Source organism: Methylobacterium sp. FW306-05-D, from assembly GCF_058782155.1.
In genome coordinates this window covers 15,475-29,067 of the sequence record NZ_JBYSXL010000060.1, presented here as the reverse complement: position 1 = coordinate 29,067, position 13,593 = coordinate 15,475, and the positions used below count along the sequence as shown (strand labels likewise).

The 13,593-nt window shown below is 73.5% G+C and carries 5 protein-coding genes; all 5 read right to left on the bottom strand.

Features of this window, described 5'->3' with window-relative positions; translation table 11 throughout:
- Positions 1 to 705 precede the first annotated feature (705 nt).
- Entirely contained in the window at positions 706 to 6,666 is a 5,961-nt protein-coding gene (proA, locus tag AC3WLN_RS18045; protein WP_492483545.1) for an anti-phage protein ProA, read from the bottom strand.
- Positions 6,667 to 6,826: 160 nt separating this feature from the next.
- On the bottom strand, positions 6,827 to 7,822 hold the full coding sequence (bcsN, locus tag AC3WLN_RS18040) for a cellulose biosynthesis protein BcsN (protein WP_492483543.1): 996 nt from the start codon (positions 7,820 to 7,822) through the stop codon (positions 6,827 to 6,829).
- Positions 7,819 to 9,801, bottom strand: coding sequence for a hypothetical protein (locus AC3WLN_RS18035; RefSeq protein WP_492483541.1), 1,983 nt, complete (start codon positions 9,799 to 9,801; stop codon positions 7,819 to 7,821). Before AC3WLN_RS18035 ends, bcsN begins: the two co-directional genes overlap by 4 nt.
- Positions 9,786 to 11,048, bottom strand: coding sequence for a family 8 glycosyl hydrolase (locus tag AC3WLN_RS18030; protein WP_492483539.1), 1,263 nt, complete (start codon positions 11,046 to 11,048; stop codon positions 9,786 to 9,788). Before AC3WLN_RS18030 ends, AC3WLN_RS18035 begins: the two co-directional genes overlap by 16 nt.
- Positions 11,045 to 13,585, bottom strand: coding sequence for a cellulose biosynthesis cyclic di-GMP-binding regulatory protein BcsB (locus tag AC3WLN_RS18025; RefSeq protein WP_492483537.1), 2,541 nt, complete (start codon positions 13,583 to 13,585; stop codon positions 11,045 to 11,047). The genes AC3WLN_RS18030 and AC3WLN_RS18025 overlap by 4 nt, the downstream gene beginning before the upstream one ends.
- Positions 13,586 to 13,593 lie beyond the last annotated feature (8 nt).

The following is a 13,593-nucleotide window of genomic DNA, read 5'->3' as shown; positions in this document are numbered from 1 at the left end:
CTGGATAAGCAGACATCGGTTCGCATCAGCCCGTTGGCGGTGACGCGAAACGGGGCAGTTCCGTCCCATTTCGCTTCGCCGCACGTCTATCTCTCCTAATGAAGCAGAAACCAAGCCAATTATTCGCGAGCCGGCAAATCCAGCTCTCAACTGTCGCGGGCGGCGTTGTTAGGCCTCGCGAGCTGCGTTTTATGCGACAATTGACGGTTGTCTTAGGATAGTGAAAGTAAGTTAAACAAATATTTGTTGCTGTGTAGCGCTTCGATCTGCGGTTGCTCTGTAAGAATGGTGAACATTTTCGCTGATCAATGCGAGGCGGTTTTGCTGCGATGCACCATGCGCATTGTCGCATTTGATGGGTCCTGAAGATCGCAATTCCGTGATCCATTGAGGGCCGGGCCGAAGATCGACGCGAAGATTGATGGAGGCGGCCCATCCGCGCCGGGTCGAGCGACCTGCCGCGCGCGGCGCGGATCTGTCCACCGAGCCCTGCCGTCGGTGCAGGGTTGCGGCTCCTGCCGGCATTCGAGCCTCCGTCCGCAGCGGCCCGCCCACCGATTCGGCAGGTCGGCGCGGTGGCGCTGCGGCTCGCGGGGCCTCGATCAAGTCCGAGGGGCGATTCCGGCGACGCCCCGCTCCGGTGACCCTGGCGCCCGGAGGCCTCTGGCCGAGGGGCCGGGTGGGCGCCCTTCGGCGCCCGTTCCATCAGATGCCGGAGGGTCCGCCGGCGGGGGCCTGCGACTGGCGCGCCAGTTCGCTCGCCCGTGCGAATCGGGCCCGCGTCGCCGCCTCGACCCGCGAGAGGCCGGTCGCCTGGGCCATCAGCCGTACGCGCTCCGCCTCGGATGCCCCCGGGCGCAGCGTTCCGGCCAGGCCGACGAGTTCCGGCATCGGCGTATCGGCGTGGCTGCGCAGGTCGGAGGCCGCCGGCCGGTAGGGATGGCGCGCCCGCGGTTCGTCGCGGGGCGGCCAGAGAATGGAACGGCCGTCATCGTCGCTGCGCGCCACCGAGGCGGGAATCTGATCGAGGATCGCCTCGCGGATGAGGGGCCCCACCCGCTGCAGGCCGTGGGCCCGGGCGACGCGCCGGAGCAGCACGTCCTCGAAGATGGGCCCTTCCACCGTGACCACGTGCGCCACCAGGGCCGCCAGGACGGGACGGTAGGAGGCGTCGTAGAAGCGCTCCGGTTCCAGGGTGAGGCCGAGGTCGGCCGGGTCGGCGAGGCGGTAGGCCGGATCCCGCCGCGTGGCCGAAGCCGGCGCCGGGGCGTTGACGGCCGGGAAGGCGGGCGGCAGGTCGGCGTAGAGCCGCCGGGCCGGAGTCTCGTCGCGCGGCTGCGGAGCCGCCTCCGGCTCAGGCGCGGCTTCCGCCGCGACCGCGGTCGTTCGGTCCGCCGCCCCGGCGAAGGCCGGCGCCGGAGGCTCCGGCGCCTCGATCGGGCCGGCGGCCGTCGCGGCGGCGGCGCGGTCGGCCTTCAGGTCCTCCCGCAGGTGCCGGTCGAGCTTGTCGAGGGCGCCGGCCGCGTCGGTCCACCACTCCGTGCTCCAGACCCGCCGGATGCGCCAGCCGAGATCGGTCAGCACGTGTTCGCGCAGGCGGTCGCGGTCGCGCGCCGTGGCGGACCGGTGATAGGTCGCCCCGTCGCACTCCACCCCGGCCAGGTAGCGCCCCGGCGCATCGGGGTGGACGATGCCGAGGTCGATCCGGAAGCCCGAGACCCCGATCTGCGTGTGCACGGTCCAGCCCCTGGCCTGGAGGGCCGCCATCACGGCGGCCTCGAACGGCGATTCCACACCGCCCCCGGTGGGTGCGAAGGCCTCGGCGAGCGCCCGCGCGCCGCGGTCGGCGAATTCGAGGAAGTGCTTGAAGTCGCGCACGCCGCGGGCCCGGGTGCGGCCGAGGTCGATCTGCTCGGGGCGGAGGGAGGCGAAGACCACGAGCTCGCGACGGGCCCGGGTGATGGCGACGTTCAGGCGGCGGTGGCCGCCGTCCTTGTTGAGCGAGGACACCGTGCTCACCGTTCGGCCGCCCGCGTCGGGCCCGACCGCGACCGAGAACAGGATCGTGTCGCGCTCGTCGCCCTGCACGTTCTCGAGGTTCTTGACGAAGACGGGCTCGTGCCAGCGATCGCGGTCGAAGTACGGTTCCAGCTCCGGACACGACCGCCGCTGCTCGTCGAGGAGGTTCTCGATCAGCCGTTGCTGCTCGCCGTTGAAGGTGACGATGCCGAGGGAGCGCCGCGCCTGCGCGAAGTCCGGATCGCGCAGGCGCCGCACGATGTCGGCCACCACGGCGCGGGCCTCGGGCCGGTTCACGCGGCCGCCCCCGCGCTCGTAGACGCCGTCGGGCACGAAGGTCAGGCGCACCGCCCGGTCCTCGGTCACCGGCGAGGGAAAGGTGACGAGCCGACCGCCGTAGTAATGGGCGTTCGAGAAGGCGATCAGGCTCTCGTGGCGGCTGCGATAGTGCCAGTCCAGGGTCCGCCGGGGGATGTTGGCCGCCAGGCAAGCATCGAGGATCGATTCCTGATCGGTGACGTCGCTGCCGTCCTCGATGTCGTCGACGCCGCGATCGCCGACATTGGTCGGCGGCAACTGCTCCGGATCCCCGACGACGACGACCTGGCCGCCCCGCGCCATCGCCCCGATGGCGTCCCAGGGCGCGATCTGAGAGGCCTCGTCGAAGATGACGACGTCGAACGGCACCGCGTCGGGCGGCAGGTACTGGGCGATCGAGAGCGGGCTCATCATCACGCAGGGCGTGAGCCGGGTGAGGGCGTTCGGCATCCTGCCGAACAGCTTGCGCAGGGGCATCTGCGACCGCCTCTTCGTCAGCTCGTGCGCGAGCGTGCCCCATTCCGGATCGCTCCCGAAGGCCGTCGGCCCCGGAATGCCGTGGCCGAGCCGGTCGCCGACGACCTGCTTGGCCAATTCGCCGACCCGCGCGTCGGCGGCGCGGAACCGGGCGATCGTGTCCTCGTGGCGCTCCGGCAGGAAGCCGCGCAGGACCGGGTCATCGCTGACGACGCGGTCGATCCACCAGCGGGCATAGGCGGTCTCGAACGCCGCCTCGGCCCGCTCGGGGGCGACGCGGCCGGCCTCCAGGGCGTCGATCAGCGGGGCAAGGCCGATGTCCCGCGCCGCGCCGGCCGTCGCCTGCCAGGCGCACCAGCCCTGGGCACGCCCGAGCCCGGAGGCCCAGCGCCGGGCCAGGGCGATGCTGGCGGCGATCCAGTCCGCCTCCGTCGCCAGCGGCGCGTCGGGATCGGCCCGCCCGGCCCGGCGGGAGAGTTCCTTCGTCGCATCGCTCGTTCGAAGGCGATCCTGGGCGAAGGCGGCGTAGGCCCGGGCAAGACGCCCGCCCGCCTCCAGGTCCCGGCCCGGATGCGCCACCAGCCGGACGAGGTGGTCGCGCAGGCCCGCGACGCCGAGGGTCGGCGGCCCGAGGATGGGCAGGATCTGCTCCACCGTCCCGGCCCAGGCGAGGGCGGGCCCGAAGTCGGCGGCCGGCAGGTCCGGGTCGCTCCAGGGCAGCCCCAGCGCGGCGAGAAGCGCTTCCTCGGGGCGGGCGGTCCGAATGTGCCGGGCGAGCGCGATCAGGCCGATGAGGTCCGGGCCGATGTCGTCCGGCAGCGGGCCCTCGGCATAGGGCTGGATCTGCAGCAGGACCTGTCTCTGCCGCCTGCCGCGGACGAGGAAGTTCGCGCCGCGCGCGGCGACCCAGGCGGCGAGGAGGCCGGGCAGGTCCTGGTCGAGGATTCCGGGCCGGTAGGTACCGGTGAGGCGCTCCTGGTGCTCCGCCCGGGTGGCCTGGAAGCGTTCGCGTGCGGCGACGGCCCGACGCAGGTCGCCCGCGCCGTCGGCCAGGACAGCGGCCCCGCAGCGGGCCTCGGGACGCAGCAGGAGATTGCCGAGGACCAGGAGGCCTCGGGTTCCCGCATCGGTGGCCAGGAGCGACGGGAGGCCGATCGCCTCGGCGAAGGCCTCACCGCTCGCCCGGAGGGCGGTCAGCGCCGCGACCGTGGCGGTCAGCGCCGCGTCCAGCCCGTCGCGCCAGACCGGCGACCATTGCGTGGCCTCGAGGCCCTGCAGCGGGTGGTCGGCGAGAGGCCCCGCCGCGGCCAGGACCGGGCGCAGGTCCCGGCAGGCCGCCCGCAGGGACGCGAGAGTGTCCGCGCCGTGCGCGCGGTGGTCGGGCCAGGCGAGGACGAGGTCCGCCGCGTCGGGGCCCGCCGCGATCACGCGTCCGAAGGCCTCGTAGGCCGAGAGCCCGTTCTCCCGCCGCCGATGCAGGGCCTGCACGAGGTCGTTCAGCTCCGCGCGCAGGGCCGCGAGTTCGCGCGTGGCGCCCTGCCACTCGGCCTGTGCGGGCGCGGCGCGCTCGTGCCAGGCCCGGCGCAGCTGGCCGAGCACGGCCGATTTCTGCGCCTTGGTGGCGTGCACCTCCAGGCAGTAATCCCCCAGCCCGATCTCCTGCAGGCGCCGCTGCACCACCTCGAGGGCGGCCGTCTTCTGCGAGACGAACAGCACCGTGCGCCCCTGCGCGAGGCACTGGGCGATCATGTTGCCGATGGTCTGGCTCTTGCCGGTGCCGGGCGGCCCGAACAGCACGAAGTCCTTGCCCCCGGCGGCGGCCAGGACGGCGGAGAGCTGGGAGGAATCCGCCGAGAGCGGGGCGAACACCGTCTCGGGCGGATGGTCCCGATCGAGATACGCCGGATCGGGGAAGGGAGTCCCGTCGCCGTAGGCGTGCTGGGGCGTCTCGATGAGGTGACGCACCACCGGGTTGCGCGCGAGGAGGTCGGCCCTGTCGACGAGGTCCTTCCACATCAGGTACTTGGTGAACGAGAAGGCCGACAGCACCATGTCGGGGACCACCTCCCAGCCGCGCAGGTCGCGCATGTGGGAGCGGACGATCCGGAAGATGGCGTCGACGTCGATGCCGGAGGCGTCCCGCGGCAGGTCGCCCTCGAATTCCGGCATCCGCATCCGGAAATCCTGGCGCAGCATCTCCAGCAGGGTCGGGTTGATCCGGACTTCGTCGTCGTGCAGCGCCAGGCGGAAGCCGGCGCGCACGCTGGAGCGCCGGAGAGCGACCGGGACCAACAGCAGAGGGGCCCGGTGGGCGGTCTCCCCCTCCTTGCGGGTCCAGGACAGGAACCCGATGGCCAGGAACAGGATGTTGGCCCCGCCCTCCTCGAAGCCGTTGCGGGCCAGGCGGTGGAGATCGAGCAGGCGACGGTCGAGATCGGCCTCCGTCGCGGTGGTTTGGATCTCCCGGCAGGCCAGGGCCGCCGCGCCGGCGTCGGGGTCGCGCGGGCCGGGTCCGGCCCGGTCGTCCACGGCCGGCCGCAGCCGGAACTCGTCCCCGGCCGCCAAGCCGTCCTCCAGGGCGCCGGGATCAATCCCCTCCAGGACGACCGAGCCCTTGCCGGGCTTGAAGTTCAGGAGCTTGTTGCGCAGCGACAGATCGAGGAGCTTGCGCTTCCACCGTTCCATGCGCCCGACCGGGGTTTCGGGAGACTCGTCGACGGGTGGCCGGACGGCCTCGTCGAAGGCCGGTGCCGCCGACAGGGACTGGTTCAGGGGCGCGACCGGACCCGGCATCACCGTCCCGCTCGGGCCGTCGCCGAGATCCAGGGGGCGGATGCCGCGCCGGCGGCAGCGGCGGATGTCGATGGCGACTTCCAGGGCGGCCGGAGCGGTGTCCTCGACGAGCCGTCCGCCCTGGTCGGTCGCGGCCTGAAACGTCGCCGGCGGATCGTGGGTCAGCAGCGTCGTCTCCACGAGGATCAGGTCCTGCAGGTCGCGACGCTTGCGCAGGTGCTGCCGATCGTCGACCGTCGCGCTCGCGAAGTCCTCGTCCTGCAGCCACAGGCCGACGAAGGCATGGCCGGCGGTGAGGACCAGCACCGGGTTGAGCCCAGCCTGCTCCAGGCAGGCGGCATAGAGCAGCGAGAGGTCGAGGCAGGTGCCGACCCGGCGCGCGATCACGTCGCCCGGTCCGCGCACCTTCTGGCCGGTCCGCTCGAAGCTCGCCGGCGGCAGGACATAGGCGAGGCGGCGGTCGGCGAGAGCGGCCCAGATCGCCCCCGCGAGGTCCCACGCCCGTGCCTTGCTGCCGGTCCGGTAGCCGTCCAGCCCGGTCTCGCGGCCGGCCTCGCCGAGCTTCGTGGCGGCATCGCGCAGGACGGCGTCGACGGCCGGATCGTTGGGCCGGACGAAGGCGGCGAGGAGTTCCGGCACGCTTCGCCCGCCGCCCCAGTGCGTGGGCGGCAGCAGGCGCGTCTCGGCGACCGTCCGGGCCCGTTCGCCGTCCGCATCGTCCAGGATCAGGGTGAGCGCGAGACGGCTGGCTTCGGTGAAGCCGGCGAGCAGGCCGCCGTCGAGGCGCAGGTCCGGCGTCTCGACACGATGGTCCGTGCCGGCCGCCACCCGGTCGATGCGGATCACCAGCGGGCGCATCACGGCGGGCTGGCTCTCGATGCGCAGCCGCAGGTCGACGAGGTCGTCCTCGGTGTCGTTCGCGATCACGATCTCCCGGATCACCGGGACCGCGTTCGCGTGACAGGCGAGGCCGACATGGTCCGTGGCGGTGCAGGCGAGACGGAGGCCGGCGTCTGCGCCGGCCGCGTCGGCGCCACACTCATCCGGCGCGGTGCTCATGCGGCGACCGCCGCGGTCGGAGGAAGATCACGTCCGCTGACCCGGGCCATCTGCGTCACCCATCATCCCCGCCGCAAGCTTCTTCGCCTGCCCGACGGGCGTATTCAAGGTTGCAGATGCGGCCGATGACGGGAATTCGGAATTCCCGGCGCCCGAGCCCCTACGGCGGCGGACGATAGGCCCGTGCCGGGAGTTCCCGGGCCATGAGGTCCTCGACCTCGGCACGGTTGGAGGCCGGCCTCGGCACCGCGATCGCGATGGAGCCGTCCGCCTGCGCGCCGTCGGTGATGTAGCGCGGGCCCTGGCCATTGCCGGGGGGGACCGGAACGGGAACCGCGGGCGTGGGCGGTGCGGCGCCGGGGCCCGGCACGAGGTAGCGCTGCGTCTCGCCGGACTGCTCGGAGGCCATGCGGCGCGCCGTCGCCTCGGGACGCTTCTCCGAGCCCGGGCGCTCCATCGGGCCGGGCGGGCGCACGGCCTTCTCCGGTGCCTGCGCGGCTTCCCGGGAGGCCCGCGGCGGGGCCGCCGCATCGCGTCGCGCCGGGGATGGGCGACGGGCCGCCACCGCCGCCCCGGTGCGGGGCGCATCGGCGGGATTGGCCGCGAATCGCATCTGCTCCACCGCGCGGGTCAGGTCCGCGAGGCTGGACGTGGCCGTGCGGCAGAGCTTGATCCGGACCGAGGCGGCCGGCGCGCTGGCGTCGCTGCCGAACAGGGAGGACGGCCGCCTCCGGGCCGCCTCGCCGGCGATGTCGATCCACTGCCAGGCGAAGAGACAGTCGTTGCCGAGGGCGAGGCCGACCGGGCCGTAGGCGTTGCGGTGGGCCTGGGTCACGACCCGCATGGTCTCGCCGGGAAAGCGCGCCCGCAATTCGGCCGCGATCCCGGCCCGGCTCGGCTTGGCCATGGCGAGGGCGGGGCCGGAGCCCCCCTCCCCGTTGCGGACGCTCACCTCGGCGACGCCGCGCGGATCGTCCCGGAAGGTGATCCGCTGGGAATAGCCGTCCCGGGACGCGTTCTGCGCCACGTCGGACACGGGTCCGGCGCCGGGCAGGTCGAGGGCCGCGCGTCCGGGACGGGCGACGGCGGAGACCGCGGGCAGGAGGAGCAGTGCCGCCAGCGCCGCCGCGGTCGTGGAAGGCCGTCTCCGAGTCATGGCTGCTGTCCGGCGCCGACGCCGGCCTCGACGATGTTGGTGCGTTGCGAGCCCGGGATACCGAAGCGGTCGGACTCGCGGCTGGATCGGGTCTGGCCGCTGGCGTTGGCGGTCTGCTGGTCCTGCCACTGCGTGCCGGCGGGCGGATCGGTCAGGGAGGAGGCTTGCGTCATGCCGTTGTAGCCCGGCAGCAGGGCGAAGCCGTAGCGCTCGTAGGGCATCGGCCCGGCGCCGGGCACCCGGCGGGCCACCAGGGGGGGCGCCCCCGTCGCGGGTTCGGCCAGGAAGCCGCCCGCACTCCGCTCGGGCGCCTGCCGGGCCAGGGCGGCCGGCAGGTAGCGGAACGGGTTCTCGGCGGCGACGGACAGAGGAAACTCGCTGCGCTGGACCGGAAGCGGGCGCACCGCCCCGTTGGCCGAAATGTCGGGCTTCGGCACGCGGCCGTAGGCGGCCGAGGCGCGGGCGGCGTTGGCGAGCACGGCCGTCGGCGCGGGGCTCGCGGGCTGGCGTGCGCCGGCGGGCGGTGCCGCCGCGACGCTGCAGGCGAGCGGTGGACCGTCCGGCCCCTCGCGGAACAGCAGGTCCACGACCTTGGGAAACAGCCCGTCGTAGCGGTTGACGATCTCGAGGTATTCGCGCGTGCGCTTCAGGCGCTGGAGCGCCAGGGCGTAGCCGAGGACCGTCGATTCGCTGGGCAACCAGGCGATGCCGTGCTGGAACCACTCGAGGGCGGCGTCGAACTGGCAGGAATTGTAGGCGTACCAGCCGAGGGCCTGGGCGCCCTCCCCGGAACTCGAGGCCAGCGTCACCTTGGCGTAGCGGTTGATCCGGTCCAGGTCGATGAAGGCCGGGTTCGCCTGGGTGAGCCTGCGCTCCAGGAGCTCGATGAAGAGGATGTTGTTGCCGACGTACTTGTCGCGCCAGGCATAGGCCACCTCCTCGGCCTCGCGCGCCATGCCCACCGCGCGCAGCGCGTGGGCGAGCCCGTGGGCGATCATCGCGTCGCCGCCCCGGCTGATCGCGAGCTTGAACCAGTCCAGCGCCTCGCGGAACTGCTGACGTTTGTAGGCGTACCAGCCGAGCAGGCCGGTCTCCCGCGGATCGCCGGTCCGACGGGCCTGGGCCTGGAATGCGGCGATGTCGGTGGCGGTCGGTTCCTGCGCCGCCTCGTCGTGCAGGAAGGCGACGATGCGGGCGCGGGTGATGTCGATGGCGATGCGGCGGAACTCGGAATTTCCGTCGGAATCCGTCCGGCCGAGGGCGATGAGCTGCTCGGCCGCGGCCATCGGCAGGTTCGACATCGCCTTCTGGATGGTGGCCAGGCGGGCGCCGGTGTCGTTGCTGGTGTCGAGGACGGACTTGTAGAGGGTGAAGGCCTGCGTCGCGGCTTCCTCGGCCGCCAGCGCGTCGGCGACGATCCAGATGCTCTCGACGTCGCCGGGATCGAGCGCGCTGGGGTCGGCCCGATACAGGGCGATGACGTCGAGGTTGCGCTTGGCGCTGGCGAACCCCTTGAGGCGGCTGCGGAACCCGGCGCGGCGCAGCTTGCGCGCCAGTTCGTCGGAGGGCTGCCAGTTCGGGTCCATCGCGCGCCGGCCCGCGATCGCCGCGTAGAGGTCGTCGAAGCGGCCCGCGGTGAACAGGTCCCAGAGGGGCGCCTCCTCCGGGGGGCTCGGCTGCAGGGTGTCGAGGTCGGTGGGCTCGGTCCAGCCCGGATAGAGCTGCTTCAGCCGCGCGGCCTCCGCCTTCATCCGAGCGGTCTGCTTCTGGGCCGCGTAGTAGCGCAGCGCACTCTCGTCGACCATGCCGCTGGCCGCCGACCCCGTGGGATCGACGACGATGGCGGGCGCCCGGCTGGCATCCTCGCCGGCCGGGCCCTGCGCCAGGGCCGGCAGGGCGAGGGCTGCCAGGGCCACGCCCAGCGGGACGCCGAGAGGCGCGGTGCCGCGGCTCAGCCGGCGGGCTAACGCTTCGAGCATGACGGTCCCCTCATCTGCGCGGCCACCATGGCCAGGAGATGCAGCGTGGTCGGATAATAGTTCTCGTTGTCTTGCACCTGGCTGAAGCCGTCGGGGAGCGGCGTCCCCTTCACGGCACAGAGCAGCAGGCTGGACAGGGCGGCGTAGCCGCTCTCGCCGAGCCACTCGACGGTGCGCCCGTCGCCGGTGTCGACGATGGGCAGGCGCTCGCGGTCGGGCCCGGACCAGAGGGCGACGAAGGGGTCGTAATCCTCCCGGCGGCCGACATCGGCCCAGGCCATGTAGAGGGGGATCCGGATCGCGTTGTAGGAGAACAGCGGCGGGAAGCCGTCGGCCGGGCGGGGCTGGTCGCCCTTCAGGGAGATCCACTCGGTGGGCAGGTTGGCGCTGCCGAAGCGGGCCCGGCGCAGGAGCCGCAGGCCGCTGCGGGTCAGGGCCGCCCAATCGTATTCCGGAGCCACCAGGGGCAGGCGGGCGAAGGCCGGGAAGACCCAGTAGGACAGGTTGATCAGGGGGCCGTCGGCGCGTTCCGCCGCCGAGAAGCCCGACACCGCCGGGAGCAGCAGCGCGCCGTTGCGGTCCTTGAACAGGATGGTGCGGCGGCCGACCTCGACGGCGATGCGCCGGGCCGCCACGCGGTAGCCGGCATCGTCCCAGGCCTCGGCGGCCTCCGTCAGCGCCCAGGCGACCAGGATGTCGCCGTCGGAGGCGTCGTTCATGTCCGCCACCGCCGGGCGCTTGCCGGGCTCCCAGCGCCAGGCCAGGAGGGAATCCGGGCGCACCATCAGGTTGGCGCGGGTCCAGCCCCAGAGCCGCTCGAAGGTGGGGCGGTCATTGGCCGCCACGGCGAGCAGCATGCCGTAGCCCTGCCCCTCGCTGTGGCTGATCCCGCCATTGGCGGTGTCCACGACCCGCCCCGCCTCGGTGACGAAGCGGGCCCGGTACAGGCGCCAGCCCTCCGCGCTCTTCAGGCTGCCCGCGAGGGGCTGGGCCGCGCGGGCGGACTCGTCCTTGGCCGGGGGCTGGGCCGGCAGGGCGATGGAGGGCGGGACGGAGGTCGGCAGGTCCGGCATGGCGGAGTCACGGGGCTGGGGATCGCGTGCCGCGCCCGCGGGCAGAGGCGTGGCGCTGCCCTGGGCCAGGGCGGACCCGGCGGTCAACCCGCTCGCCGACACCGTGGCCAGGAGGGCCGCCAGGGCCGCGCCGCGCAGCGCCCGGCAGGAGCGCTTCAGGGTGGGGCGGCTCATGCATTCCTCCGGCCGACATTGCGGACCATGAGCGCGGTGGTCAGCCCGAGGCAGAGTGCCAGGGCCAGCGACAGGACCGCGTAGATGGCGGGGTTCATCGAGAGCCAGCCGGCCAGGACGAGCCGCAGGTTCCAGATCGAGGGGGACCGCGTCTCCACGATGCGGACGCTGTCCGGCTCGACCGTGTCGAGGCGGCCGTCGGCGGCGTCGAGGAAGGCGAAGCGCCCGCTGATCCGCGACCAGACCCCGGGATCGATGAGGCAGGCCACGGAGGCCTTGAGCAGGAGCGGGTTCGGGGCGGTGACCAGGGTGGTGGTGTCGTCGACGCCGATGCCGCCGCTCGACAGGGCCTGCGCCAGGATCAGCGAGGCGCGGGGCGGCACGGCGGAGGTCCGCTCCGACGCATCGGCGTCGATCCAGGTTCGGGTCTCGCCGAGCAGGCCGCGCACGGTGGTCGAGGCGCGTTCCACGAGGCCGTCGGCGGCCTCGACCAGGGGGTGGCGGGCGCGGAGGGTCTCGTCCCACTTCGTCACGAGGTCGCCGTCGGTCGCCCGGACCGTACCCGTGCGGGCGCCGGCGACGGGGTCCGAGGCGGCGCCGCGCGGCGTCACCGGGCCGGCGACGCGGAAGTTGAGGTCGGGCAGGCTGCAGCGGGCCGGCACGTTGCGGCGGAGGCGGTCGAGGGTCGGGGCCGGCACCGAGCCGGACTGTCCCGCCGGCCGGGCCGTCTCGGCGCGGGCCTCCCAGATGCGGCGGATCTGCTCCGGGTCGAGGCCGAGCCCGGTCAGGGTCGCGGGCGCCACGGCGCGCACCGGGGCCACCACCAGGGTGGGTCCGGTCCCGCCCTGCGCCTCGGTGGCGAGTTCGAAGTCGATCACCCGCCCGGCCGCGCTCGCGAGCCGCGCGGCGATCATGGCGCCCGCCGCCACCGTGTCGCGGTCGAGGACCGGCAGGACGAGGCGCGGCCGCTTGCCGTCCTCGAGGAAGGGGGCGCCGCCGCTGGTGGTGGCGGCGAGGTCCGGAATCCGGGCGGCGCGCGCGAGGTTCGGGACGGTCAGGGTGGTGCGGTCGAGGAACAGGAAGCGCTCGCGCTTCGACTCCGTGGTGTTCGCCGTGCAGGTGGCGTCGCCGGGCGTCGGCACCTGGGCCGAGATCTCGACCCGGTTCAGGCCCGGCCGCCACTGGCCGAGGGGCAGCGGGATGGTGTTGTTCTCGAAGACCTCGCCGCGCGTCCGCGGAAGCGGCACGCTGGCGGCGTTGCGGCCGTTGAGATCGACGAGGACGCGGGCTTCCGCCGACAGGCCGGACGCGTAGGCGCCCGAGAGGTTCAGGAGCATCTTGCCGTAATCGGCGGGCAGGAAGTCCGGCGGCAGCTGGACGTCGAAGCGGGTCGTCAGCAGGCGCCCGGAGAATTCGCGGGTCGCCACGCCGAGGGATTGCAGCGAGACGCGGTCGCCGCTGTCGAGGGGGGCGCCGCGCAGGAGGGACGCGGCCTTGAGGCCGCGCGGCGTGCCGTAGGGCTCGGTGCCGCGCGCCAGGGTGGCGATGGCGGATTCGATCTCGTCGTAGCTGGTGCCGCTGACGACGAGGGCGGGGGCGCGATCCTCCCGCGGCGGCAGCATCGCCAGCTTGGGGCCCGTGATCGGACCGACCGTCTCGATGTCCGGCGTGCCGCGCAGCTCCGCCGCCGTGCCGACGATGAGGTTGATCCCGGCGCGGCCGGTCATGACCGAGCCGAACTCCACCACCGGCCGGGCGATGCGCCCGACGAGGCCGATCGCCTCGATCGCGTGGAACATCCGCTCCAGGCGGGGCAGGCTCGGCTTGTCGTTGATCACGACGCGGACCGGCAGGGCGCCGCCGTCGTCGGGCTCCAGGGCCGCGAGATCCTTCAGCTCGAGCCCGGTGGCGGCCACCGGCGCCACCACGAGGCCGGAGCGGGAGGGATCGATCTGCGTCCAGAGTTCGTAGGTCGCGTCGAGGGAGCAGTCGACCCGGTGGCGCTGGCTCGCCGCGAGGTCGACGGAATTGTAGCCGAGCTTGAGGCTGCCCTCGGGCACCTCGAACTCCACCACCTTGACGGCGCCGGGCGCCTGGATGCGGGTGCGGCCGACCACGATGCCGTTGACGCTGGCGACGAGCTCCGAGGTCTCGGGCGCCACCGAGATGGCCGAGAGATACGAGACGCGCAGGCGGGGCCGTCCGCGGCTCTGCGCCTCGGTCACGTAGACCGGGAAGCGCAGGACGTCCTCCTCGCCCTCCAGGCGGAACCCGCCGGTGGTGGCGGGCAGGCGCCGGGCGGGCCCGATCGTCGCCACGGTGCCGTCCCGGACCGCCGGGGCGGGCGTCGCGGCGGCGGAGGCCGCGGGCGGGCGGCCCTGGACGGGCGCGCCTTCGCGGCGCAGGGCGTCACCGGCGGGGGGAACCGAGAAGCGCTCGGCCGGACCGGCGCCGATGAAGCTCTGGGGCCGCGCCTCCGTGGCCCCTCCCACCAGCGCCAGGGCGAGGAGCCCGCGGGTGATCGTCGTGACACGCATGCGAGCCT